The 26,003-nt window shown below is 41.3% G+C and carries 26 protein-coding genes; 3 read left to right on the plus strand and 23 right to left on the minus strand.

Annotated features, from left to right (window positions below):
- Nucleotides 1-91: 91 nt before the first annotated feature.
- The 8 genes from G476_RS0110070 to G476_RS0110105 form a co-directional block, all read right to left on the minus strand.
- A complete protein-coding gene (locus G476_RS0110070; RefSeq protein ID WP_035186365.1) occupies nucleotides 92-2,035 on the minus strand; it encodes a stage V sporulation protein D in 1,944 nt (647 codons plus the stop codon).
- A 97-nt stretch (nucleotides 2,036-2,132) separates the two neighbouring features.
- Nucleotides 2,133-4,373, minus strand: a complete 2,241-nt coding sequence (locus G476_RS0110075; protein ID WP_026690002.1) for a penicillin-binding protein — start codon at nucleotides 4,371-4,373, stop codon at nucleotides 2,133-2,135.
- 17 nt (nucleotides 4,374-4,390) lie between these two features.
- Nucleotides 4,391-4,759, minus strand: coding sequence for a cell division protein FtsL (gene ftsL, locus G476_RS0110080; protein WP_026690003.1), 369 nt, complete (start codon nucleotides 4,757-4,759; stop codon nucleotides 4,391-4,393).
- Nucleotides 4,760-4,793: 34 nt separating this feature from the next.
- On the minus strand, nucleotides 4,794-5,726 hold the full coding sequence (gene rsmH, locus G476_RS0110085) for a 16S rRNA (cytosine(1402)-N(4))-methyltransferase RsmH (RefSeq protein WP_026690004.1): 933 nt from the start codon (nucleotides 5,724-5,726) through the stop codon (nucleotides 4,794-4,796).
- 43 nt (nucleotides 5,727-5,769) lie between these two features.
- Complete coding sequence (gene mraZ / locus G476_RS0110090) at nucleotides 5,770-6,201, minus strand: division/cell wall cluster transcriptional repressor MraZ (protein WP_026690005.1); 432 nt, start codon at nucleotides 6,199-6,201, stop codon at nucleotides 5,770-5,772.
- Nucleotides 6,202-6,498: 297 nt separating this feature from the next.
- On the minus strand, nucleotides 6,499-8,130 hold the full coding sequence (gene bshC, locus G476_RS0110095; RefSeq protein WP_026690006.1) for a bacillithiol biosynthesis cysteine-adding enzyme BshC: 1,632 nt from the start codon (nucleotides 8,128-8,130) through the stop codon (nucleotides 6,499-6,501).
- A 106-nt stretch (nucleotides 8,131-8,236) separates the two neighbouring features.
- Entirely contained in the window at nucleotides 8,237-8,620 is a 384-nt protein-coding gene (locus G476_RS0110100) for a DUF3397 domain-containing protein (protein WP_035186368.1), read from the minus strand.
- Nucleotides 8,605-9,525 carry a 2-dehydropantoate 2-reductase gene (locus G476_RS0110105; protein WP_026690008.1) on the minus strand — a complete coding sequence of 307 codons (921 nt, stop codon included), beginning with the start codon at nucleotides 9,523-9,525 and terminating at the stop codon, nucleotides 8,605-8,607. The genes G476_RS0110100 and G476_RS0110105 overlap by 16 nt, the downstream gene beginning before the upstream one ends.
- Before the next feature lie 263 nt (nucleotides 9,526-9,788).
- Between G476_RS0110105 and G476_RS0110110 the strand changes: the two genes are divergently transcribed.
- Entirely contained in the window at nucleotides 9,789-10,271 is a 483-nt protein-coding gene (locus tag G476_RS0110110; protein ID WP_026690009.1) for an N-acetyltransferase, read from the plus strand.
- Nucleotides 10,272-10,474: 203 nt separating this feature from the next.
- Here G476_RS0110110 and G476_RS24040 read toward each other — a convergent pair whose 3' ends face one another.
- The 4 genes from G476_RS24040 to G476_RS0110135 form a co-directional block, all read right to left on the minus strand.
- A complete protein-coding gene (locus G476_RS24040) occupies nucleotides 10,475-11,026 on the minus strand; it encodes an RsfA family transcriptional regulator (RefSeq protein ID WP_026690010.1) in 552 nt (183 codons plus the stop codon).
- Between the two features lie 163 nt (nucleotides 11,027-11,189).
- Complete coding sequence (locus G476_RS0110120; RefSeq protein ID WP_026690011.1) at nucleotides 11,190-11,942, minus strand: enoyl-CoA hydratase/isomerase family protein; 753 nt, start codon at nucleotides 11,940-11,942, stop codon at nucleotides 11,190-11,192.
- A gap of 337 nt (nucleotides 11,943-12,279) precedes the next feature.
- Nucleotides 12,280-12,453: a 50S ribosomal protein L32 gene (gene rpmF, locus G476_RS0110130; RefSeq protein ID WP_026690012.1), complete on the minus strand. Its 174-nt coding sequence runs from the start codon at nucleotides 12,451-12,453 to the stop codon at nucleotides 12,280-12,282.
- Between the two features lie 40 nt (nucleotides 12,454-12,493).
- The gene (locus G476_RS0110135) at nucleotides 12,494-12,997 is read right to left on the minus strand and encodes a YceD family protein (RefSeq protein ID WP_026690013.1); all 504 of its coding nucleotides are present in this window, start codon (nucleotides 12,995-12,997) and stop codon (nucleotides 12,494-12,496) included.
- 651 nt (nucleotides 12,998-13,648) lie between these two features.
- On the opposite strand from G476_RS0110135, the gene G476_RS0110145 reads away from it, so the two are divergent.
- The gene (locus tag G476_RS0110145) at nucleotides 13,649-14,896 is read left to right on the plus strand and encodes a nucleotidyltransferase (protein ID WP_026690014.1); all 1,248 of its coding nucleotides are present in this window, start codon (nucleotides 13,649-13,651) and stop codon (nucleotides 14,894-14,896) included.
- A 167-nt stretch (nucleotides 14,897-15,063) separates the two neighbouring features.
- Here G476_RS0110145 and G476_RS0110150 read toward each other — a convergent pair whose 3' ends face one another.
- Together G476_RS0110150 and G476_RS0110155 are read right to left on the minus strand one after the other, a co-directional pair.
- Nucleotides 15,064-16,113, minus strand: a complete 1,050-nt coding sequence (locus tag G476_RS0110150) for a SepM family pheromone-processing serine protease (RefSeq protein WP_035186371.1) — start codon at nucleotides 16,111-16,113, stop codon at nucleotides 15,064-15,066.
- Nucleotides 16,085-16,894: a patatin-like phospholipase family protein gene (locus tag G476_RS0110155; RefSeq protein ID WP_026690016.1), complete on the minus strand. Its 810-nt coding sequence runs from the start codon at nucleotides 16,892-16,894 to the stop codon at nucleotides 16,085-16,087. The genes G476_RS0110150 and G476_RS0110155 overlap by 29 nt, the downstream gene beginning before the upstream one ends.
- 297 nt (nucleotides 16,895-17,191) lie before the next feature.
- Between G476_RS0110155 and ylbJ the strand changes: the two genes are divergently transcribed.
- Nucleotides 17,192-18,403: a sporulation integral membrane protein YlbJ gene (ylbJ, locus tag G476_RS0110160; protein ID WP_026690017.1), complete on the plus strand. Its 1,212-nt coding sequence runs from the start codon at nucleotides 17,192-17,194 to the stop codon at nucleotides 18,401-18,403.
- A gap of 106 nt (nucleotides 18,404-18,509) precedes the next feature.
- On the opposite strand, the gene coaD is transcribed toward ylbJ, so the two are convergent.
- The 9 genes from coaD to G476_RS0110205 all read right to left on the minus strand — a co-directional run bounded on the left by coaD (nucleotide 18,510) and on the right by G476_RS0110205 (nucleotide 25,925).
- Complete coding sequence (coaD, locus tag G476_RS0110165) at nucleotides 18,510-18,995, minus strand: pantetheine-phosphate adenylyltransferase (RefSeq protein ID WP_026690018.1); 486 nt, start codon at nucleotides 18,993-18,995, stop codon at nucleotides 18,510-18,512.
- Entirely contained in the window at nucleotides 18,996-19,559 is a 564-nt protein-coding gene (gene rsmD / locus G476_RS0110170) for a 16S rRNA (guanine(966)-N(2))-methyltransferase RsmD (RefSeq protein ID WP_026690019.1), read from the minus strand.
- A 539-nt stretch (nucleotides 19,560-20,098) separates the two neighbouring features.
- The gene (locus G476_RS0110175; RefSeq protein WP_026690020.1) at nucleotides 20,099-20,374 is read right to left on the minus strand and encodes a YlbG family protein; all 276 of its coding nucleotides are present in this window, start codon (nucleotides 20,372-20,374) and stop codon (nucleotides 20,099-20,101) included.
- A gap of 82 nt (nucleotides 20,375-20,456) precedes the next feature.
- The gene (locus G476_RS0110180) at nucleotides 20,457-20,897 is read right to left on the minus strand and encodes a YlbF/YmcA family competence regulator (protein WP_026690021.1); all 441 of its coding nucleotides are present in this window, start codon (nucleotides 20,895-20,897) and stop codon (nucleotides 20,457-20,459) included.
- Between the two features lie 39 nt (nucleotides 20,898-20,936).
- On the minus strand, nucleotides 20,937-21,893 hold the full coding sequence (gene uvsE / locus G476_RS0110185; protein WP_026690022.1) for a UV DNA damage repair endonuclease UvsE: 957 nt from the start codon (nucleotides 21,891-21,893) through the stop codon (nucleotides 20,937-20,939).
- On the minus strand, nucleotides 21,890-23,455 hold the full coding sequence (locus tag G476_RS0110190; RefSeq protein WP_026690023.1) for a hypothetical protein: 1,566 nt from the start codon (nucleotides 23,453-23,455) through the stop codon (nucleotides 21,890-21,892). The genes uvsE and G476_RS0110190 overlap by 4 nt, the downstream gene beginning before the upstream one ends.
- The gene (locus G476_RS0110195; RefSeq protein WP_169720885.1) at nucleotides 23,455-25,095 is read right to left on the minus strand and encodes a DNA repair helicase XPB; all 1,641 of its coding nucleotides are present in this window, start codon (nucleotides 25,093-25,095) and stop codon (nucleotides 23,455-23,457) included. Before G476_RS0110195 ends, G476_RS0110190 begins: the two co-directional genes overlap by 1 nt.
- A 140-nt stretch (nucleotides 25,096-25,235) precedes the next feature.
- The gene (locus G476_RS0110200) at nucleotides 25,236-25,472 is read right to left on the minus strand and encodes a YlbE-like family protein (protein ID WP_026690025.1); all 237 of its coding nucleotides are present in this window, start codon (nucleotides 25,470-25,472) and stop codon (nucleotides 25,236-25,238) included.
- Nucleotides 25,473-25,487: 15 nt separating this feature from the next.
- Nucleotides 25,488-25,925, minus strand: a complete 438-nt coding sequence (locus G476_RS0110205) for a YlbD family protein (protein ID WP_026690026.1) — start codon at nucleotides 25,923-25,925, stop codon at nucleotides 25,488-25,490.
- Nucleotides 25,926-26,003 lie beyond the last annotated feature (78 nt).

The raw sequence follows: 26,003 nt of genomic DNA on the forward strand, positions 1-26,003 counted from the left end.
ATATGTATATCCCTCATTTCAATTCTTCAAAACAGATGGTGCAGGAGGAGAGAGCCCTCTCCTCCTGATTTGAAAATGCACCGTTACCATTTTACTGATTCTCTTCTGTTTTGTCATCCATATATATTCTGACGACTGAGCCTGCTTTTACTCGGGTTCCCGGATCAGGTGATTGAAGAACTACTTCTTCTCCTTCCCCGGATACATCGAGTTTAAGCTCATAATATGCTTGATTAATATCTTTAATGGTACGACCGATCAAATCAGGCACTTCCAAGATCGGTTCATCGTTCCACATTCGTTCCTTTTCAATCTGTTTTTCCCTCTTTTTTACACCCATCGCTGGAAGGGCGTCTCCTATAATGTTCCCTACAATCGGCGCAGCTACAATTCCACCGAATTGAAGTGTTTCTTTCGGGTTATCAACGGCCACGTAGACGACAATTTGCGGGTCATCTGCAGGTGCAAATCCGATGAAGGAGACGATATGATTGTTTTCAAGGTAACGACCACCTTCTGCCTTTTGGGCTGTACCGGTTTTTCCTCCAACACGGTATCCATCCACAAAAGCTCCTCGCCCCGTTCCTTTTGCCACAACATGCTCGAGTGCATCGCGAATTTTCGCGGAGGTATCTTCACTTATTACGTCTTTTTTCATTACCGGAGACGTTCTAGATACGACTTCTCCAGTATCAGGGTCAGTCCATTCCTTCGCTAAGAATGGCGTATATAAATATCCCCCGTTAACTGCTGCTGCCACAGCCGCCACTTGCTGTATAGGCGTAACACTTACACCTTGACCGAAAGCTGTAGTGGCTTGCTCAAGAGGTCCTACATTATCAATATTAAACAAGATCCCTTTTCCTTCTCCTTGAAGATCGATACCGGTCTTTTCCCCAAAACCGAAGTCATGGATATAATCGAACAACTTTTGTTTCCCTAACCGTTCTCCTAAAACGACAAAACCCGGGTTACATGAGTTTTGAACAACTTCAAGAAATGTTTGGGATCCGTGTCCACCCTTTTTCCAACAACGAAGGCGGTGTCCAGCTACTTCAATAGAGCCCGGATCATGGAAATGGTCATTATGAAGATCGACTTTGCCTTCCTCTAAAGCTGCAGCCAGAGTAATAATCTTAAAGGTAGACCCCGGCTCATATTGACTCCATACAGGCTTATTTTGGTTGTAAATTTCTGGAGGTACTTCATTAAACCTACCCGGGTCATAATCGGGCCTTGAGCTCATTCCCAATACTTCTCCAGTATTAGGGTTCATCGCAATAGCGATCGCTCCATCAGGATTGTACGTCGCTTCAGCAATGTCCAGTTCACGTTCAATAATCGTTTGGATGTTAGAATCGATTGTTAGAGTCAAATTCATACCATCTAACGGCGGGGTATATTCGTCAGCCAAGTTCGGCATTCGCCTTCCCTTTGCATCTGAGTAAAAGGAGACATGGCCTTCTTCTCCCCGCAGATATTCATCATAATAAAGTTCGAGACCTGTGAGCCCTTGGTTATCAATACCTGCAAAGCCTAAAACGTGAGACAAATACTTTCCGAAAGGATAGTGCCTCCGATTGTCTTCAGCAATATAGACGCCATCAAGCTGAAGAAGTCTCACTTCGTTTGCCAATTCATTCGAGATTTTTCTTCCCTCAGGATTGATTCGAACAATGGACTCCTTTTTTGTCACCAGTTCATAAGCTCTCTGAAGATCAAGGTTTAATACGCCGGCAAGCTTTTCAGCTGTTTCATTCGGATCACCCACTTGTCTTGGGACAACCAAAACACTCGGTGCACTTACATTGGTTGCTAGTGGTGTTCCATTTCGATCCCTTATTTCTCCTCGCTTTGCTTCAAAAGGGATGTTCCTACTCCACAAATCTGCTGCTTTTTCACTCAGTTCATGCCCTTGCACCAGCTGAACATACGCCAATCGTCCAGAAATAACCCCAAACACGACAAGACCGATAAACAACGAGATGATTAACCGCTTCCGCACGGTCACATTTGATACCCGCCTCACATTCATATATGAACCTCCCACTCTATTCAAAGACCGGCTTGGTTCAGTTTTATGTAAAGAAAGGACAGGTTAGAACCTGTCCTTTCGGCGAATTACACCTATGTTAGTCCATAAAGAAGTCATCTTCCTCTTCATCTTCCGCTTCGGTTTCTTGTTCCGTTCCAAGAGTCTCCTCTTGATCGAATTCACTTTCTTCATCAGAATCCGTTTCGTCTACTTCAGGTTCGTCACCACTTCCAAGGACGATCGCAATCGATTCGCCTCCTTGAAGTAACGCACCAGGTTCAATACTCTGCGTTCGCACAAATCCACTGCCATCAATAGAAACATTTACTTCAGCAAGCCTTGCCCACGCATGTACTTGCCTTCCTGACCACCCGGTCATATTCGGGGTCTCAATTGTATCTCCATCTGTTTTGATAAAGACCCTTTCATATGGGAGGACAGCCATGTCATCATTAGGAGAATGGGAAGTGACAGTGGTTCCGTTACCAATAATAACAGGTTCTAGACCGTAATCTTTTAATTCTTCTTCCACTTTATCAACGGAATCCCCTGTCAAGTCTTCCATTGTGATGCCCACTTCTTCTACATGCTCTTCTTCTACACTTTGCGGTGTTATATTCAAATATTGTAGACTTTGCTGCATTACTGGCTTGAACACCTTAGAAACAGGTACAGCTCCTGTTTCATGAAGATCAATATTCGGTCGGTCCACTGCAACATATACAATGACTTCCGGATCATCTGCAGGAGCCATACCTATAAAGGAATAAATATGGTTACCGTGGCCGGTTAACCTCCCTGGTCCATCAGGGTTATTTATTTGAGCTGTACCGGTTTTACCTGCTATATCAAACCCTTCGATCGCATATGGCTGACCTGTACCTGCCGATGATGACACAACGGTCTCCATCAATTCCAAAACCTTACTGGCTGTTTGTTCAGATATAGGTTGTCCGACCACTTCCGGCTCCCCTTTTGACACCAGTTCACCATTATCAACATCGTAAACCCGGTCAATTACATACGGCTTCATCATCTGTCCGCCATTTGCGATTGCTGTAGCCGCCTGCACTTGTTGTATCGGCGTTATAGCAGATCCTTGGCCAAAAGCAGTTGTAGCCGCATCGATTGGTCTGAAATCAGCAATCGCACTAGAGGCTTCATTGGGAAGATCAATGCCTGTAGGCTCCCTTAGACCAAACGCATCTACATAGTCAAAAAAAGTATCAGGCGTAAGCTTTTCTAATGCCAACTTAGAGAAGGCTACATTTGAAGAGCGTTGGTACCCTTCATCATACGTGATCTCTCCCCAACCTCTACCGCCATTATGGTCGGGAATGCGATCAGGCCCAATCTGGTAAGTACCCGATTGAAACGTCTCGTTACCATCATAGACCCCCTCTTCAATTGCCGCTGCCAAGGTCAGTGTTTTAATCGTTGAGCCTGGTTCAAAACGTGAACTTACTGCAAAGTTTGTATAATTTGTAATTGATTCATATTGGTTTGGGTTAAAGCTTGGACGATTACTCATAGCAAGAATTTCTCCTGTTTTCGGGTCGGCAACAATACCTATCATCCGTTCAGGTTCATATTCTTCATCCACTTGCGTTAACGCTTGTTCCAATACCATTTGAATTTTTTTGTCGATGGTTAAGTAAACATCATTTCCGTTTTTAGCTGGATCCACAATATTTTCCGTATTTACAAGTGATCGCCCTGCGCCATCTCGTTGATACGTAATGGATCCATCTTCGGACCTTAGAAGTTCGTCAAGGCTTTGCTCCAGCCCCATTCTAGCCACACTCATATCTCTCTCGGTATATCCGACTAAATGAGAGGCGAAGGTTTGGTTAGGGTAGTAACGCTTCGGGTCTTTACGGAAAAGGATTCCCGGGATTTCCAAATCATTAATTGCATCTCGATCCTCTACACTTAAATACCTGGCACCAGGGATTTCCACTTGTACAAGGTCTTGTGATAAGCGTTCCCTTACCATACCCACATCCAAATCAAGAACAGAACCAATTCTCTCTGCTGCTTCATTTGGGTCAGTCACGTGATTTCCATAAGAATCATCTAGAACAGCAATCATTGTATATGACGCCACTTCTTCTGCTATCGATTCTCCTTCTCGATCAAGGATGGTTCCCCTTTTCCCTTCAATAGAATGGGTTTGAGACCACCTTTGTTCTATTAACGCTTGTAAATCCTGCCCTTGCACTTCCTTAGATGCTTGAATATACACAAATCTTCCAAATAATACACTTATAAAGAAAAGGAAGATTCCGAGAACCCATAGGGCCCGCACGGTAATCTTCCTGCTTTTTGTAACTTCCATTTCATAACACCCGCTTATTAATCCTGATTTTGGATTACTCTTACATTTTGATCATTCAATTCCATTCCAAGTTCAGTCTGGGCAATGTGAAGGATACGGTCTGGTTCGGATAAATCTTTCACCTGAAGAGATAATCCTTCATTTACAGTTGACTGCTCCACAATGCTTCTTTCTGTTTGTTGAATCTCATGGTTGGCAATATAGATCGTCGCATAGTTTGAAAGCATTACATAAGCTGCAAACACAACCCCGATAAACGCCAATGGATATATAATTTTTTCTCCCTTAGTAATCCCGCCCCTAAAGACACGTTGCTTCTTTTGTTTAGGCTGTCTTTCAGGCGTCGGATGAAGCGGTTGTTGGACTTGCTGTTTTGCCAAACTCATCGGTTACCCCTCCCAGTTTCTCATATTTCTCTCTCTAATTTTTTTCGGCGATTCTCAGCTTCGCTGACTTCGCTCTTGAATTTTTCTCTAATTCTGTTTCGTTTGCCAAAATCGGCTTTCTTGATACAAGTGTTAATTCCGGCTCAAAACCTTCTGGAATGACCGGCATCCCTTTAGGTAACTCCGGCATTTTGCTTCTCTCTTTAAAAACCTTCTTACAAATCCGATCCTCTAAGGAATGAAACGTAATGACAGCGATACGACCTTTCTCTCGAGTAAGCTCAATAGCATCTACCAAGGCTTCCTCAAACACGTTCAACTCATCGTTTACTGCAATTCGGATGGCTTGGAACGTTCGTTTAGCCGGGTGTCCCCCTTTACGTCTCGCTGGAGCAGGTATCGCATCTTTGATAACATCTACAAGTTCACCGGTTGTTTCTATCGGCTTGTCTATACGTCTAGCTTCAATCTTTCTTGCAATGTTTTTGGCGAACCGCTCTTCCCCATATTGACTGATTATTTTCATAATCTCTTGAAACGACCACTCATTTACCACTTCGTAAGCTGTAAGTTCTTGTGTTTGATCCATTCTCATATCCAGTCTTGAATCGTAACGGTAACTAAACCCACGATCCGCTTCGTCAAACTGTGGCGACGATACACCAAGGTCAAAAACAATTCCATCTACTTTAGTAATACCGAGATTATGAAGTTCTTCTTTTAAATGGCGGAAGTTCGAGCGAACAAAGGTAATGCGTTCTTTGTAGGGTTCCAAACGCTCTTTGGCAAAAGCTAGAGCGCGATCATCTTGATCAAAACAAATCAACCTGCCCGTTTCACCCAATTCACGAGCAATTCGTTCGCTGTGCCCTCCACCTCCGAGAGTACAATCGACATAAATGCCTCCCGGGCGTATTTGAAGTCCTTCTACTGTTTCTTCCTTGAGTACCGTTTCATGTTCAAACATCTTTACACCTGTCCTTTAACTGCTTGTCAACCTTGCACTACGATTACAAATCGAAATCTACAATGCCTTCGGCTATTTCTGCAAATGAGTCTTCAGATTCAGCAACATACTCTTCCCAAATCTCTTTACTCCAAATCTCAACACGGTTTGAGACACCGATGATTACACATTCTTTTTCCAGCTTGGCATAAGACCTTAAAACAGAAGCAATATTGGCTCTACCTTGCTTGTCCAATTCACATTCTGTTGCACCGGAGAAGAAGAATCGCGTAAAGGCCCTCGCATCTTTCTTTGTAAACGGCAAGGTTTTCAGCTTTTCCTCTAAGTGTCTCCATTCCTGTTCAGGATAAACAAACAAACATTGATCCAACCCTCTTGTGACAACGAAGGAGGAGCCGAGATCTTCACGGAATTTGGCCGGGATAATCATCCTGCCCTTCTCGTCAATGTTATGACGAAACTCTCCCATAAACATCTCGACACACCCCCTCCCCCACTTCTTAATACTAATCTACCACATCGCCCCACTTTCCTCCACTTTCTTTTGAAAAAAGTTTTTAAACTGTAATAATTCATTAAATGAGAGTTAATCAAAAACCCTTTACCATAGGAGTTATCAAGGCTTTACAAGTGAAGTGGGAGGTTGTGGAGTGCCGGTGGGGGGAATGTGGTGTGAATAAATAAAGGCTACTCTAAGTTGGTGAGTTAGAAGGTGGCATAAATGAAAAAGCCGACTAAAAGGTTATACCTTTTTAGCCGACTTCAACTATAGTCAAAGAATGACAATTGTATGTTTATCTGGACGAGGTCCTTCCTTCATAACGACTTCAGTGATACGACAAATGATATCCGTACCAAACTCATTTATAAACGGAAGTACGTTAATGGTCCGCTCTTGAAGTCCCTCTTGAGGGCGAAACACTACTTGGACATAATCATATCGATCCAATATAGGGGTAAAGGATTGATGAACGTGTTTATCGATTTTCTTTTTATAATTCGTAATCACCCGTTGCCCCGCGTCTAAATACGGATCAACATCGACCCCTTCTATCCCTTGCTCTAACAAGATATCGTTTATCTTTCTGATAGACGCTTCAATTTCAGCACTGGCTTTATCAAAGGAAGGCTCATAATCATCAGGTTTGTGCTCGTCGTACCAACGCTCTTTCTTACCCACAACCTTACCCTCAATCGCTTCTCTCAAGGTAATGTCCCCTTTTCCAATCCCCTTGTGAGCTCCACGGTCAACTAAGGTAAACTGCATTCTAGGAAGTAGAGGTGGCATACGAAAACCAAATTGATGAAACACCTCTTTTAACGTTCCCCAGTACTTGATTTCACCAGCTCCGCCAACAAAACCAAGAACTGGCAATAACCATTCTTGCATGAGTGGTCTAGTAACTACATTATTACTCAAATCAGACGGTGTTTCTTTTGCGATGCGAAGCATTTCTTTTTTCGACCAAGATCGAGAATGTTCTTTGTCGGTGAATAGTTGATTTTCACGGTCATAATAAAGGAGGGTTCTTTCTCCTTGTACGTGAAGAAAGAGGTGAGTCAAATCTCGATCAATCGTAACCGGTTCACCAAAACCCGACTCCTTAAATTGTAACGCTTTCTCTATAAAGGCCTCTCTTACAATCTCGTTTTTATCAATGAGTTCATGAAAAAAAGGCTGTTCCATTTGTCTGATCGCTTCATGATGGGCATCCAATAAGACGATGCCAGTGCCTGCAAATAATTTATGAATAACTTTAGCAAATAATGTAACGTAACTGTCCGATTGGTCAATCAGCTCCGACCAGTCAAGATAAATCCTCTTCGTTTCCGCCGTTTCTTCCAAGTGAAGAATCGCCTCTTTAAGAAGGGATTTCGCCTGGTTTTTATCAATGGAACGATGAGATGCCGGTATTTTCACATCATTTCTTTCTCTCATCGCAAAACGCTTTAAGTCATGTTTATGGTGGACAAAGAAATGATTTATTTCATCTATATCATGGTCTTCCCCTGCTATCCAAAACACCGGAACAACAGGAACCCCAAGATCTTTTTCTGATTGATTGGCATGTGCTAATATCGAGATAATTTTATGAACAGTGTACAAAGGTCCGGTAAATAAACCAGCCTGTTGCCCTCCCACAATCATAACGGACCTAGGGTCGCTCAGTTTTTTAATTTGCATCTTTGTAGCATTGGAAGCGCCCATTTCATAATTAAAAGAAAAAAGCACGTCTCTCAACGCTTGACGATTAAAGGAGCGTTCTGATAATTCACCGAGGCGCTTCTTTAGGCTTTCTTCCCCATATCCATAATCATAAAAAGACATGAGGGTTTCTTGTAACGTTATGTATTTATCTAAAAAAGGGTTCAACCCCGAAACATCTTCGTATTGCATATGCATATGTAACAACCTCTCGCCTTCATTGAACATTTCAAAGATATGGCTTTTATTATAGCAAAGTTATAAATGATCACCAAAGAATGCGGCTCGAGATTGTATTCGCTTTTTATGCGTACATTAGGGTTACAAAGCCAACAAACATAAGCACAAAGTGGAGAACGAAAAACAAAACAAATTGAAAACGCCATACACCCTTCATGATTCGAACAAATTCAACATCCTCGTACATCTTCCAATGAACGATTGTAAAACCAATCGCTGTTAGTAAAAGCAATGCCAAGACGTAGCCTATTAAAGAAATACCCCAAATCTCAAGAATAAAGAAATGAACCGATAACATAAAAAAGATTAAACTTACATCAACAGCCACTTTTAACGCAAACACTTTGTTCCTCGTAAGCTTCACACTTACGAGATAAACCAAATACATACTGATTATTGGAGCTGTGATCAAAGTGGCAATAACACCAGCTACTACGTTTCCAAACATTCTCTCCACCTCCTTTCCATCCCTTTAATTGATTGATGGAGAAAAGCTACCAGTGGCATAGGCAACTCCTTTTTCTCTCCTAGCGTCAATAAGTAGCCAGTAATGGACTCCGCTTCTGTTTTACGTTCATTTTTTATGTCTTGTAGCATAGACGAATGGTTTTCATACGTATTTAATAGAACTTGCTCAACGACCTCCCAATACACAGGAATATCAATGACAGATTTAATTTCATCAAACACAAGCTGTGCGTTATGGTAGTATTCATCAATTTCTAGTAGTGCTCCATTTTTCACATTGTACATAGCTGTGAGTGGGTTAATGACACCGTTGACTACAAGCTTTTCCATTTGCAATGTTTGAATATTTTCTTCATACGTAGTCAAAAACCCTCCTTTCACCATTTTTTCAATGAAACGTTCAGGTTTTTTTTGAAAGCTTGTCCATGGTCCGATTACCCACATCCCTACACCTGTATGTTTGACCTCTACACCCGTATTGCTTCGCATGGCTCCATGAGTTATGACACTTGGATAAAGACTGCATGCCGAGAGATCACGGTTAGCTTTTTCCATGTGTCCCATGCCATTCATAGCAAATATGATGGAGCTCCCAGACAACCCACTTTTCTTTAAAACTTGTAGGACATCGTCCAATTGCGTCTGTTTTACTGCAATGACAATGATTTTATAAGCTGGATGTCCCCACTCTTCTATTGACTTAGCTTGAAGCTTCTCTTTTATTACCATGTTTTGATTGCTTTTATGTAAAGTGATCCCTTTTTCGTTTATACGATTAGCTTGATCTTTGCTTTTTGTATACACAGTCGTATCTAATTTTCCAATCGCGCAATAGGAAGCAATGAGCATCCCTACCGAACCGCCTCCAATAACTGCTATTTTCACACTCACAACCTCCAAACCAGGACTTTTACGCTACTTATTTTAACATAAATACCATTGATGTACGTTTTTTCCTTTTACAGCGTTCTCCTATCCCTTTTTTATATAACCACTTGTCTTTTATACTCATGCGCAACCAGCAAGTAGTCTCCAGCTTCTATAAAAGAGGCTTAGCTGAAAGATTTTATTTAAATTATGAAAATATATAGATAATTCAGCCGATGTTATAGTAAAATATAATTAATCGATATGTTGGAGGGACAGCTATGGTTGATATCCATGAAGTTAAGCGCTTACGTATAAACTTTAAGACATTAGAAGAATTTGAAAACTTCCGCGAGTACGGCTTGCAGGAGTTGTCTATGAAAGAAGATCTTCAAGGTAACATGATTGACAACGATAGTGAATCACCTTTTTATGGGGTTTACTACGGAGATAAGCTTGTTGCAAGAATGAGCTTGTATAAAGTAGGTGCTAAGTATGACCGCTATTTCGAACCTGCACAGGACTACTATGAACTGTGGAAGCTTGAAGTATTGGAACACTATAAAGGTCGAGGGTTCGGTAAACAATTAGTCGATTATGCGAAGTCCCTTGGTCTGCCAGTCAAAACAAATGCACGCCAGCGTTCAGACAGCTTTTGGGAGAAGATGGGCTTTGAACCCCTCACCTATGATACACAGCGTGATCGAGGCGAAAATCCTTACGTTTGGTTTCCAAAAGGGGTAAAAGAACAAAAGCCTGAGTAAGGGCTCATGTATGGATTGAATTGAAAGCGCTTAATGAACAAAAGCTTATTGGGTTTGAGTGGGCTATCAGTATTTGTTTTTCTGGTCTCATTGATACCGAAGCTAGAGCAATGAGTGGTGAAGCCTTGTGATCCTAGAATACAATTTCTAAGCTACGAAAGAAAGCACAGACTGACATTAATCCAGTCTGTGCTTTCTTTCGTTTACGTTGGAGAAGAGGCTGTTGTCTTATTTCTTTTCGCTGCCCGCTCCACGACATTAATCATTAGTTGGTAATCATTTTTTATTAGTTCATAATCATCTTTTACTTTAGCCAACTCTTCAACTAAAGCTTGATTTTCTTGCTTAAGAGCTTCGATTGCTCCTTGTATCTCTTCAGGATCCACCACTCCATCATAGGACTGTAAATACTTCTTTTGTTCGTGTAAAAAAGTAATTACTTCATCAAACGCCTCTACCACGTTTTTCGATCCCGATCCACCGCCATTTGGTGTTTCTGCAATCGGACTTTTCAAATCTTCACGGTTGTTTACTTTCATTGATTTACGTTGCTTTTTGGCCAACTGAATGGCAGTATCGTATTTTTTTCGGATAGCAGAATTCCACCGAAACCCACAGGCTGCAGGCGTTCGTGAAAGCTTTTGGCCAACTTCCTCAAAAGCTGCAAGCTGGGTGCTGCCTTCCCGAATGTGTCTTAAGACTACTTCTGCCAATGTCAAGTCTTCATCACTATTCCAAGCATCCTGACGAACCAATCGTACACCCCTCCTTCACACTTCTCATTCGTTCACCTTAACTATATGCACTTAATAGAAAAGATAGACTGGTTTCTCTTATTTTAAGTATGAACGGTTTAAGGACGAGTATACAAAAGACTTGAAGATCGTACTAGAGGAATGATAGGACATTCCTTAGATCTTACTTATTTGATAGAAAGCGCTCTACAGCTTCATGGTGTTCGTCTTTAGCCCATAACTCAGCACAAGCATCCACTTCATTTTCAATTTGAATAACGATGGAATCATTTTTTTCTTTTGGAGAAAGAGCTTGTTTATAAGCTCGTAACACACCAGGGGAGATCGCGTCCCATTGTTTGCACCATTCCAAAAACTCATCTTCGTTTTTAACAATGTGTTGTATCCAACCAAGTGCCAAACTTTCCTTTGCACTAAAAAGGCGTGCTGTCGTTAGCATCGTTAAGGCACTCATGTACGGAACTTTCTCTCTCAGTAAAGTCGCTCCTCCCCAACCGGTTGTAATTTGCAAGCGCCCTTGTACAAAGCCTGTTTTGGCTTGAGGTACTGTCACTCGGAAATCACAGGCTGCAGCGAGTTCACAGCCTCCTCCCACCGCATGACCATTAATAAATGCAATCGTAAGCATAGGAAGGGATCGAATTCGTTTTAAAATACGACTTACCGGAACCAGCATACCTAGAGCCTCTTTTTTCGTTCTTAACGTATGGAACTTGTTGAGGTCGCCACCTGAGCAAAAAGCGTCACCGGCACCAGTAAACACGACATACTTTATATCCTCCTTCTTTTCCAATTGGTCAAGAATATCGTTCAGTTGATTCACCACATCGAGATCCACGGCATTTTTAACTTCTGGTCTATTTAGCGTAATCTTTGCGAATCCTCTATCTTCATATGTAAAAATGATGTTTCCCATCACAGTCAACTCCCTTCAAGTTTTCGTTTATCTATATCGGGATGGTTCCAATAGAGTTAGCCTAGAGGGCGGACCATAACTGAAACATGAGAAAGCACGCTTCACTACATCCTTGCTATCCTTCCCCCACCCTGTTTTTTCTATTATTATCTTACTACGCATGACATTACCTTTGTAAAGAAAAGATCACCGCTCAAGTCGATCGTTAAATCCCAATGACGATGAACAATTCACTCAAGTCGATCGATAAATCAACATCAACCATCATTAAAAATGTTTCTGAAAACAAAAAAAAGACAGGGAGGAAATGGCATCCTCCCTGCGTCAATAACGACCATTATTTGTTTACAACGTCTTTTCCTTTGTAAGATCCGCAAGCTTTACACACTCGGTGAGAAAGCTTTGCTTCACCACACTCCGGACAATTTACCATGCCAGGTACGCTCAATTTGATGTGCGTACGACGCTTGTTTTTACGCGTTTTACTTGTTCTGCGAAAAGGTACTGCCATGAATGACACCTCCTTGAATATTCGTTCAATTTTACTTTTGTTACTTGTCGAAAAACTTTTCCAACTCTTTAAGCCTTGGATCGACCTTTTTTTCCTGTTCTTCAGGAGTGACCATTTCCCAATCCTTCCCTTCAACAGGAGCAGGACCTTCCTTGGCATCACTAAAGACTTGCATCGGTTTTTCCAATAAAATACGTTCTCTAACGTAAGGCAATAAATCTACCGTGTTATCTTTTACTTCATGAACGTCATCTTCCTCTTCGAAGGTGGCCCATTCATCCAACTTGAAAATCTCGTTGGCTTCGATGGAGAAAGGATATTCTACATCATTTAACGTTCTAGCACACGGAAGTGTCATAGACCCTTTGATCTGTAACCGAAACGTTACAGAATCTTGGGAAAAGACGGCTTCGCCTTTTACGTGAACAGGGGTGATTTCCCTGATTTCACGATCTGTTAATTTCACATCTGAAACATCAACCGATTCGTCGATGTGTAATCCTTTTTTCTTATAGGATAACAACTGTTGAACCGACCATTTCATTCTTTTTCACCTCAAGACAACAAATGTTATTATATCCTTGTCAAAACCGTTTGTCAAGGTAACTTCTTTACAACACAACTCTTTTTTATCATTCACGAAACCTAATCATAGCAAACATTTTTTGAAAAAGAAATCTTATCCATCCTTTTTTTATTCAATTTTTCGATTATCCACTCGTACCCATTTATAAGGCTTTGCTTCACGCCACCCGCTCTCTTTCTGCGGCGTTGCCAGCGAGCAAGTAGAGACACCCTGCTTCTTCCTCTGTAAGTCTTTGTAGCCTTCTGTATAGAAGCAACTCGCAGAGAGCTCGTCTTTGCCGCAGGAGTGTCGCTACTAGCGTTCAGCTACGCATAACAAAAGGGTACGGCACTATTACTATTATTGACCAAATCTCTTTGAATAGGATCATTTTAAAAGAGCGTTTTGTTTAAACCTGGTTTGCATAACATCACCTCTATTGCCATACCTGTATAATCCTCACGACTACAAACAACTCCCGTTTACATGGAATACCACCTAATTCTACTTTTCCACGAAAAAAACAGTTTAAACTTGCACCTATTTTGCTTATGCTTGTAATTAGAGAGATGAGTAACGAACTATAGGAAGCATTCATTTTAAAAAGCTAACAAAAAGGAGAGCATGATCATGAGATCAGTTGGACTTATTGTCGAATATAATCCCTTTCACAACGGACATCTTTACCACTTAACAGAGTCGAAAAAAGTGACTAAAGCCGATGTCGTAGTTGCGGTCATGAGCGGATCCTTCCTTCAACGAGGTGAGCCTGCTCTTGTGGACAAATGGGCTCGTACGAAGATGGCCCTCCTGGGTGGGTGTGACCTTGTGGTTGAATTACCGTATTTATACGCTGTTCAACACGCCACTCTTTTTGCAAGAGGGGCAGTCGGAATTTTGGACAAACTCGGTGTAGATACCATTGCATTCGGTAGTGAAAACGGAAATATTGACGCGTTTCAAGAAACCATTGCGTTTATGAAAGAATACAAAGCATCCCATGACAAAGCGATAAAGCCCTTCTTGGAAAAAGGGTTTAGTTATCCACGCGCATCTAGTGCAGCGTATGAAAAATTGAAACCAGCTTCGTTCACAGGAGTAGACCTCACCGCCCCCAATAACATATTAGGGATCCAATACTGCGAAGCTTTGGATGAATTGGACAGCCAAATCATCCCTTATACGATTACTCGTGAAAAAGCCGGTTACCACGATCCCGTCCCAACGGATCAGGCAATTGCGAGCGCAACTTCCATACGAAACATCCTATCGTCACCCAACGGGACACTTGAAGACGTCCGGCCTTTTGTACCGGATACAACATATGACGTATTACAGAGCTACCTAAAAACTTATGGAATGATTCATCAATGGTCGAACTACTTCCCAAACCTGCAACACCAAATAATCACTCAATCCACCAACGAACTAAAGGAGAAATATGAAGTATCAGAAGGGCTTGAGCACCGTTTTAAAAAAGCGGTTATGAAAGAAACAGACTTTGAAACCTTCCTCTCCTTTATGAAAACAAAAAGGTATACTCGAACGCGCCTCCAACGCGCCATGGTTCATATGCTATTAAACACGACGAAAGACGAAGCAAATGAGTGGGTTCATCCTTTATCTCCCGACTACATTCGCATTCTTGGAATGAGCAGCTTAGGACAAACCTACTTAAGTCGCATCAAAAAGAAACTCGACATCCCACTTATCTCTAATGCAAGTAAAGGCACAAAGATCCCATCTCTTCAAAAAGACATACTAGCCGCAACCATTCATCATATGCCCCTTGTCCAAAGGGGTACAGGATCTGTTACAAAAGAGTATAAGGAGAAACCGGTCATCCTGAAGAAACATAATGAAGGAGCCTCTGTATAGAGAGGCTCCTTCATTTTATCTGTGGCTTTATTTAAATGGCATTGTCTCCAGTCGGTTGCGCCCCTGATACGAGAAACCCACTCGTATTAGGACAAGCAACCTTTACGCTCATGGCTTCAAAGGCATTGAAAATAGTAAAGTTCAAACTTTCCCAGTGGCTTCTTTATTTATCCGAGCTTTTGTTCCAAATATTCAAGTGCTTCTTCAAAAGTATCCACACCTACGACTTCCATGTCCGTACCGATAGACTGGGCCGTTTCTAAAGCGATAGAATAATTCGAGCCTTCTATCCCTTCCTCATTCGGAGCAAAAAAGATTTTAGCCCCTGCTTTATCAGCGGCAATTACTTTTTGTTTGACTCCACCTATTCTTCCTACTTGACCTTCTTCATTTAATGAACCCGTTCCGGCAATTTCATGCCCTTTTGTAATGTCTTCTTCAATTAGTTGATTATAAATCTCTAGGGCAAACATTAATCCTGCAGAAGGCCCTCCGATTTGAGCAGTGTCAATAAAGACATCAGGGTTTCTCACAAGCTCTCTATCCGTCACGGGGTGAGCAATTCCAATCCCTCCACGCTCTCCAGTTGGGTCAAGCTCTTCGGGGAATGGCTCGATGCTTACGGTTACGTGAAGCGTTTCATCTTCCCTTTCAACTACAAGATCCACTTCATCACCAACACCAGAATCTCCGAGCTCTTCTAGAAGGTCTTCCGCTTTTAAGGTTTCCTTTCCATTCACTTCAATGATCCGGTCACCTATTTCAAGCTTTTCTTCCGCATCCATACCTTCTACAAAACTCGTTACTAGAACGCCGTAATTATCAAAATAAGCTTCTTTACCTGCAGCGTTATAAGCGATAAGTACGGCTACATCTTGAGAGCTGGACATCATCATGAGTTGTCGATGGTGATAATCTTCATCCGATTCACCTTCCGGCCTAATGAGGTCTTCTGCAATAAGCTCTCTTTCGTTAGATAAAAGAGACCATACATAATTAATGGTATTGGCTCGACCCATCCTTACCGTAGTTAAGCTCAATGTTCCTTCATATTCATACCCATCTTCTACTTCAATAACTTCACTGAGCACTTTCGCCTCTCCGGGAATGCTAAAGTAATAAGGAAGATGGTAAAAGTTCACAAATAAAAGCACTAAGATAAATACAGTCCAACGAAAAACAGATCCTTTAATCGTTTTCTCCTTCTTCTCTCTCATGATGCTTCTCCTTCCATGCAGCTACTCTTTCTTTTAACAAATCCAAGTGCTTTTCCATCTCTTTTTCACCTTGAAGAATAATCTCTTCAACTTCTGTAAATTGAGTGGCATTGATATGTTTAAAAATCGGTCTGATCATTAAATCGGAGTCTATTTCCCGATATCGTACCATTTCTTTTTCCATGATGTCCATACTTTGGATGATCACATCGTAAATGGAAGTGATATCGGGCTCCGTATTAAAATATGAGACATCGACGGCAATGATCATGTCGGCTCCCATCTCTTTCACCACGCTTACAGGAACACGATCAATCACACCGCCATCCACGAATAAACGCCCATCTATCCTCTCAGGAACGAGGATTCCGGGTATAGCGATACTGGCACGAACCGCTTGAGTGACGTCTCCATCTTTAAAGACAACCTTCTCTCCTTTTTTTAAGTCAGTGGCTACAATAGCCATTTTAGGAGACAGTTCTTCAATCTTTTTTTGTTTTACAAGCATTCGGATAATGCTCTTTGCTTTTTCACCTTTAATAAACCCCATCTTAGGTACGGTAAAATCCAAAAAATATTTCCTTCTGAACTGAAGGGCCATCTTTTCAATCATTTCTGGACTGTGTCCTGCACTAAACAATGATCCAACGAGCGCTCCCATGCTACTTCCCGCAATGTAATCGATAGAGATTCCTTCTCTTTTTAACACTTTTAATACTCCAATATGGGCAAATCCTCTTGACCCGCCCGATCCGAGGGCCAATCCTATTTTCGGGTTCATGTTTATCCCCCTATTCCGTCCATCAAATTTCAAGACTGTTTTGGTCATACTTGCAGGTATTTCTCTAACCGAAAAGCGGTTGAGTACATGGCTCCCTGCGATCTTTACAGAAGTAGTAACAAAGGCAGTAAGTGATGTAGTGTCTGGAATGAATCTTCTTACCTGCAAGACTATTCCCTAAAAAACGACTATTACTCGCTAGGTCCACCTTCATTTCAGGTCTAAACATCCTTAGTAAACGTATATTGAACAGAGGACAAGTTTATGATGATTCTGCCTGAGAGGAGGCCAAACAGCTTGACTGCCTCATCTGTAAAAACAATCTTATTTGGAGGTACGGCGACTTTTTTAGCCATTACCTTTATATTGTTCCCAAAAGATGCCTATGAAGCCTCTATTCGTGGTCTGAACATGTGGTGGGAAGTTGTCTTTCCTTCACTTCTCCCGTTTTTTATAATGAGTGAATTCTTGATTGCTTTTGGCGTAGTCACTTTTATCGGCGCTCTTTTCGAACCGATCATGCGTCCTCTTTTCCGTGTGCCTGGAGTCGGAGGGTTTGTATGGGCAATGGGGATGGCTTCTGGGTTCCCTGCCGGCGCCAGACTTACAGCCAGATTGAGGAAAGATAAGAAGATATCACGGATTCAGGCTGAGCGCTTAGTTTCGTTCACAAATGCATCTAATCCTATTTTTATATTTGGCGCCATTGCTGTAGGTTTTTTTCACAACCCTGCTTTAGGCTTTTTTTTGGCGGTTTGTCATTACGGAGGGAACCTCCTCGTTGGTCTTGCCATGAGGTTTTACGGGAAAAATGAAGAACTGGTATCAACTAGACCCTTTTCCATTAAAGAAGCATTTAGCATGATGCATCACGAGCGGTTAAAAGACACCCGCCCATTAGGGAAAATGATGGGGGATGCCGTCCACTCTGCTGTGACCACCTTGCTAATGATTGGCGGATTTATTATTCTTTTTTCAGTATTAAATCGCTTACTAACGGTTATACATTTATCTGATGTTTTTGCAATCGGCGTTACTGTTCTGCTGACTCTTATGAATATTCCAAATGAATTAAGCCCAGCTTTGATCTCAGGATTATTCGAAATTACAATTGGAAGCCAAATGGCTAGCGTCTCAGCCGGCACAAGTCTATATCATCAAATGATTATCACAAGTTTTATACTAGGCTTTAACGGGTTTAGTGTACAGGCACAAGTAGCCAGTATATTAGCCGAGACAGATATAAGGTTTAAGCCTTTTTTCTTTGCTCGACTCATTCATGGCGTCTTGGCTGCGATTTTAGCTGTCATTTTATTTGAACCACTATACATGCAAAGTATCAAAAAAAATGCGACAGAAGTCTTTGCTCCCGGATATTATGAACCTGTTTATCTTCTTTTCGCATCTCTGTATGAGTGGCTCACTCAATTCGGTGGTACGATAACGGCTTGTACCTTAATCCTTTTTATTGTTCTGGTAGCTATAAAACAAGATCAAAAAATGATTTGAATATACTATGTGGAACGGTATATCCGACCCCTTTGGTCCTGTAAGTAAGTTTAAAGGAAAGGAACGATTCTTTCCTAACCTGTTTAACTTAGTGTCAGAGCAATATTTATATACGTCCGTGCTTTTCTTGAAGAGCTCTTTGTACATTCTGTGGTACAAGATCACTCACGTCAGCATCGTATTTCGCAAGCTCCTTTACAATGCTTGAGCTTAAATAAGAATAATGATGGTTTGTCATCATAAAGAACGTCTCAATTTCTTCATCCAGCTTACGGTTTATAGAAGCCATCTGAAGTTCGTATTCAAAATCTGAAACAGCACGCAGACCTTTAATGATCGCACTTGCTTTTTTTTGTCTAGCATATTCAATGAGCAATCCATCAAAGCTATCCACTCCAACATTTGATAAATGTGACGTCGTTTCCTTTATCAAATGAACTCTTTCTTCAACTGAAAAAAGTGGCTGTTTACTTCGATTATTAAGAACCGCGATGATCACTTTATCAAAAACTTTTGCTCCTCTAGTGACAATATCCAAATGACCTACTGTAATAGGGTCGAAGCTGCCTGGACAAATTGCAATTTTACTCACTTAAATCACCCTTTCTTCATGCTGGTAAATGGCGATCATCGTATCACCGTATTTTTCTTCTCGGACTTTTAAAAGCGTTCCATATTGGTTATCCAAGCTAACCCTTACATCATGTTCAACTACAATTGTTCCGCTACTTTCAAGTAAATGGTTTTCTGATATAAACGCTAATTCCAAAGGGAGTTGCTGTTTTGCATAAGGTGGATCAAGAAAAATATATGAGAATTGCTTTTCTCGTTTAACCAACGCTTGAAGAGCTCTTTTGGCATCGTTTTTATATACTTCCGCCTTTTGACTTAGGCCACATGCTTGAATATTTGAGCGGATCGTTTGAATCGCTTTAAAGTTCTTGTCTACGAAAACAGCATGATCTGCCCCTCTGCTAAGGGTCTCTATACCGAGGCCTCCCGCACCACCATATAAATCCAGCACGCGACCTCCGTGAAAATAGGGACCAATCATGTTAAAAATGGATTCTTTTACTTTATCTGTTGTCGGTCTTGTAGAATCACCTGGTACTGCTTTTAATGTCACACCTTTATGTTCACCACTTATAACTCTCATTGTCCTTCTCCTTTTACTATTATTTCGTATTATGTAGGGAAAAATTAAGCCAATGCTACTACTTGGCGTGTAGATTTTAAGATCATTTTAATGGCTTAGATAGAAGGCTTTATTGCTCTTCTCATAATCGTAGCATATTATCGGATTGAAGCAAAAATTTCCACCCTATTATCTATCTGGGGTATAAACATTGGGTACTTGACCATAATAAGGATAGCAACATGATACCAATGTTGCTGACAACCGCGGAGAAGACTTACGTTTCCCCATAAGTTCTTCCTCCGGTTTCTCCTCTCCCATAGCCTTTGTAAATCGTAAGACTTCGTAGGTCGAACGTTTACAATAAGGCACCCGCAGAAGGGTTCTTCTGCGGGATTTTTTAAATTCATTATGAAAACTACATGAGCAAAAGAGATCTCCCCATCTCTCAAGTCTTTTGTATTACTTTTGGAGTGATCAAACCACGTTATGGCCACTGGTTTGATTAAGAAAAAAATCAGTTACAGTTACAGAAAAACCTTCGCCACAGAGGCGAAGGTTTATAAACCCATTTTATAATCGTACTCTTTGGCTTTATCAGGCTTAGAATTTTGAAACTCTGTATTGAGCCAGGGGCGCATGGACATGGAAACACGTTTTACAAAATGGTAGGATTCGAGTTTTTCCATCGTCTGTTCTACTTTTTCCCCATCGCAATAGAGCACGACATATTTCATTTTTCTTGAGACGTAATGAATATTTCCAAACCGCCGAAGCTGTTTCACGTGCTTAAGCGACTGAATCCATACAGCTAGTCCAACGCGATTTCCGATCACTTCGCTCCTCGTCCCCTTTTCCTTTATGTGTTAACGTAAGTTTAGCACTCATTACAAGAGGTGGCAAGAGGCTGCCCCTTTGTTAGGAACAGCCGCAGCTCCCTCCGGAACCGCATCCTCCACTACATCCCCCTTGATCAAAGAATGGGTTGCCTGTTGGGACTTTGACACTTTTAGAGACCGTGTCGGCAATAATGAGACTTACATCTCGGAGAAGCTCTTCTAACGCTTTCTCCGCTTTTTTATATTCAGCAACGGACTCGTGTAAGTCCACCACACGCTTTGCTTCCCGCACTTCTTTTGTTACACGTTTATAGTCTGGGTGATACTTGCCAAATCGTTGAACTTCATCGTACTGTTCCTTTAAAACGAGGAACTCCCGCACGAGACGCTGAGCATCTTTATCTGAATCCATCTTTTTTTTGGCATCAATATAGTCAATATAAACGTCTGATGACGTAACAAAATCACCGAGATCATAAGCTGAATGGAGGACTTCTGAACTGGTTGCAGTAGTAATCATATAAAACACCTCCACAACTATTATAGCATGTTTTGGAGGTCAGATTTCAATACTCGATTGAGATAACATTTTTACTCCATCCTTGTCCCTCAAATCGTTCATAAGCTTGAACAACGCTTCGTCTTTTTGTTTTGCTTCAATCATGATATCGAGTTGTTCTACACTCCCTTTTATTTCGTTTAAAAACGTAAGAAGACGATTGGGGTTGATGTAGTCTGCATGACTCTTATCGAGTTCATGCTCTTTAGGGCTAGATATGTGCATTTTTACTGGCAACGCGCTGTCAGACCACGATTGTACCACTCGATCCCAAAACGAACCAATAGGCATCTGCCCATGAACATCATGGTGGTGCAGATCAAATACAACGGGTATGCTTAGCTTTTCCCCTAAATAAAGGGCATGCTCAACAGTGTAAATCGTATCGTCATTTTCAAGGATTAACATGTCGCTAAGACTCAACGGAATATCTTGAAACCTGTCAATAAACGTTTCAAGTCCATCCTCCACCCCGTTCTTCTTACCACCAATATGAAGAACACATCGGTGCCTTGGGTTTTGATTCATCCCTTTTAAAAGTTTATAGTGATACAACAGTACCTGCAAAGAACGTTTAAATACATCATCATCTTTAGAATTTAAAACAGTAAAGTGGTCAGGATGAAACCCTACTCTAACGTTATGATCCTTAATGATTTCTCCTAAATCGGTTAAAGCAGGGCGAATGGCTTGGTCCCACTTCCATTCTTTTGTTAATGGATGACCGACGAGAGGGACCAGCCTAGAAGAAAGGCGAAAAAACGTAATGTCATGAGCTGTATTGTGTTTGATTAAACGGATACAGCTTTCGATATTTTTCACAGCAATCCGCTCAAGTTTTCGTAATGCCGCTGCTTCATTGTCGAGTTTGGCAAACTGTGTGGCTGTCATTGTATGTGAAGGAGATGCATTTGATAACGTCATGCTCATAGCCACATAACCGAAACGAATAATCATTGTGCACCTCTTTCCATTCTTAAGTCGACCGGATTGATTAATGCGATCTTCATAACATGATCCAATTGGATTATGGCACCTTCCAAGGTTTTTAGATAAGGGTAAGTTTCACCTTTAACGTGAATAGAGGCAACCTCGATTACTTTTTCTGTCCTCTCTTGCAACTCTACCTTTAAAGGGATGTTCATGACATTCGCTTGTCTGATCATCCTTAGTAAAGTCGTATCATCATAAGACAACAAAGAGAACCATTGCCGTGGTAAACGTGTAATTTCTTCACAGTACGGATGATCAATTTGATTAAAAGGTACTGTCTTCCAAGTCTCATTATTAGTGGAAAGAGTTTTTTTATGGTCCTGCGCACTTAACAGGTCAGGAATCATCCCTGCTTTTCTGAACACCTTTAGTGTAGCATCGACGTTTTGTTGAGACACAAGAATGGAAGTGGCGGAGTGGATGTAGTCAATTTGGTTTTCTTGAAGCAAGGTTAAAGAAGGTTCCAACATTTCCTCCTCCATTATGTCAAACCGTTCGTACGCTCCACCACGACTAATTGGTTCACGATTACCTATCCAGCGAGAAAATTGTTTAGCATAGCGATCTCCATCTAGAAAAGTATCTTTAAACCGTTTTAGAAAGGCATCCATGTCTGAATGAAGAAGTTCTGCTTCTTTGACTGTTTCTTTTGTGAACGTCACGTGAGCAACTCCTGTAATAAAGGCCTCTTTATTCTCTTCCGCTCTCCCCCATTCCAAAAGTTCCCATATGATTGGAGGGGACACGGTTTGAGGCACAATTATTTCGTAATTCCCAAGGTCCATCATAACGTTCATTCCATCGCTGGCGATATTGTTTAAATTTGCTCCAAAGACCCAACCTTCTTTGCTAGAAACAACGATCCCCGCTTCAATAAGTTCCTCTGGAAAGTCACCTGTCACAACAGCACCGTGAATAAATGCTGAACAGTCTTTTACCTTTTCACCCAAGGCCAACCGGGCGACTTCTTCTAAGACATCGTCAAACCGCTTTTGTAAATATGCATGAAAACGCTCATACACCCACTTGTCCGACTCAATACAACGAAGATTTTTTAATGCTTTAATAACCCACTTGTAAAGCATATGGTCATTTCGTTTAACTCGCACGCCCCCTCTACGATGCAGATGGTGGATGGTGAGTAGAGATTGCCAAAAAAACAGCCCACTACCTTGCTCATTACTACACTCATCAGGACCTAAAAACACCTGCTTCCACTCTCTTGGAATAACATATTCGTGTTGGTTATCGTATGTAATCGAAAATGCAATTCCCCGTTCACATAAAGCGAGACACGCGAGTTCATCCAAATATGATCTTCTAACCGAAGACTCATACCCTTTTGGACTAGCGCATAATAAATAGTCCAACATTTTTTTCTCTCTTGAAGTAAGAGAGTTTTTCACATTTAAGGTTTCCCTTGCATCAGCATTCAAAATTGACGACAAATTCAACATTCTTCTTTTATTGTCTATGGCCTGAATAATGCTTTGATCAGTACCTTCCAATATGGCAGACAATTTCATTACCCCCACTCCTCTGTTTTGTATTCGTACCCTTGTTCAATCATAAACAGTTGGCGGTTACTTGCTCTTTCTTCTTCTTTTGTTCCAGGTGTCACAAGTGTATAAAACGTAACATCATCACTCTTTTCAGATTTTCTAAGAAGGCGTCCAATCCTCTGAGCTTCTTCTTGTCGAGATCCAAAGGCTCCTGATAACTGAATACCCACTTCTGCATCCGGCAAGTCCAATGCCAAGTTGGCAACTTTACTTAAAATGAGAACCCGGATCTTTGATTGCCTGAAGTTTTGAAAGATCCTCTCCCTTTCCTCCTTAGGTGTTTTACCTGTTACAAGAGGGAATCCAGTGTGTGCCTTTACCATTTCAAGCTGATCGAGGTAGCTTCCAATAATAAGAACTTTGTTTCTAGAATGTTTTTTTAATATGTGGTCCAACACGTTTAGCTTTTCCTTGTTTTCACTTGCATGGCGAAATTGCTCTTTTTTTGATAGGAGCCAATACTTCTTGGCATCGACATCACAAAATGGAACTCTAATCTCTTTACATGTGGGCGAAGCGATCCACTGATTTTCTTCAAGCATCTTAATACCAGCTTCATATCGCTTTGGCCCGATAAGACTAAAGATATCTCCTTCTCGTCCATCTTCTCTTACACAAGTGGCCGTGAGACCTAGTCTTCTAGTACTTTGCAACTCAGCTGCAAAGCGAAACAGAGGTGCTGGAAGAAGATGAACTTCATCATAAATAACCAATCCCCACTGCCGCTCACGAAAGGTTTTTAAGTGAGAAAATTCTCCTGACTTTGAACGTTTATGTGTCAACATTTGATATGTCGTAATTGTAATCGGTGACAGCTCTTTTTTTGAAGAGTCATACATGCTTATCTCTTCATCACTGACAGACGTATGCTGTTTTACTTCTCTAAACCACTGACGCAGGGACGTGTCATTAGGCGTTACAATGAGGGTCTCTTGACGAAGGCGAGTAAGTAATTCGATCCCTACCATCGTTTTTCCCGATCCGCAAGGTAAGATCACCACACCCGCTCCCCCATCAAGGCTACTTCGTTTCATGAATGCGTCACACGCTTCTTTTTGATAAGGTCTTAATCGAATCCCTTCTTTTTTAGAAATATCGATCCCAGCCCCTTGCTCATACCCTCCAAAATCTTTTACGGGGTAGCCCTCATTCATTAACCTTTTTTTTAGCCTGCCTCTATAGGATGGATCGAAAACCATGTATTCATTTTCACCGTCAGTGAGGCAATCTCCCCCATCCGGCAGTAAAGAAAGCAACAATCCTTTTTTAGACGATACGAGTTTCATTCTGTTCCGACTATCCAGTACAATTTTTAAAATGTCATAGCGTTCAAACTGTGACTTCATCCAATCCATAAGAGTAGATGGTGGCTGTAGTTTTGAAAAGGTATGAAAAAAGCGAGAGGCTTCTTGAAATTCAATCCCTTGTTCACATGCATACCATATGGAATGTGAACTTATTTTATAAATATGAATAGAAGATGGAGTTTTGACCAAGTCGGACACTTCTTGAACGACAGGTAAAACAATCTTGTATTCAGGGTGTGTTGTATCCACGTATATGTAATGGTCACCTTGTATTAAAAGAGGGCGATCTGGGTTCATTCCACTCATCCTATCCTTTATATCGTTACAGTCTTAATGTCTATGTTTTTACGAGTGTTTATACAATATGTCGATATTAATACAAATCTAAGCAATAAGATAAGACCTCTTTTCGTCAAAAAGAGGCCCACTATAACTATTTACTGTTGTCCCATTTGCCGAACCATATCAAACAGCATGGCGGCCAAATTTACGTTGTTTTGAATACGATCCATCCGTTGAGGGAAGGTTTTCCCATAAAAAACTTTAGCCTCTTTCTCCATTTCCCCTAATGCCTCAGGACTTCTTGAGAGCTTTCGATACCAAGAGGGGTGCATTCTTAAGTATCTCCACAACTCCGGCTGGGTACGAATATGCTGGATTACTTCTGTCCTCACACCATTACCCCCTTGTTAATCTTCTTTGTACGAAAAAGGAGACGAAGAAGTGTTCGTGTTCGTTGTATTCCCCTGGTCCGATCTAAATGTAGATAATAGTTGTTGTATTGACGTAAGTGCTCCATTAAACTGAGCAAGCTGATTTTGCAGATCATTCATGTTCATTGACTTAATCATCGCTAATATACTTGCAGCCGTCGCCCCAGCACTCGATGTTTCCTCTTGATCAGACGACTCTTCTTGTTGTGATGCTTGGTGCGCTACCGGCTCACCAGGCGAGTCTCCAGCGGATTTGTACGTATCCCAAACCGGATCGTCGTCACCAAATAAGGCCCACTCCTCATATAAATCTTGGAGGGTCTTTTCTTTTGACTTCACATCTCTTAGTACGTAGGGATTTTCTTTTACGAACGCTTTGAACCTTTGGATATCAGGATGTAGCGAATTCCCCAACGCACTCACCTCCTAAACTAACCTTTTCCTTATTACCATAATAGTAATCAGCCTACATGAGTGTGAGCCTATTTTTTC

The sequence above is a fragment of the Alteribacter aurantiacus DSM 18675 genome, from assembly GCF_000429705.1.
In the GTDB taxonomy this organism is placed as follows: domain Bacteria; phylum Bacillota; class Bacilli; order Bacillales; family Salisediminibacteriaceae; genus Alteribacter; species Alteribacter aurantiacus.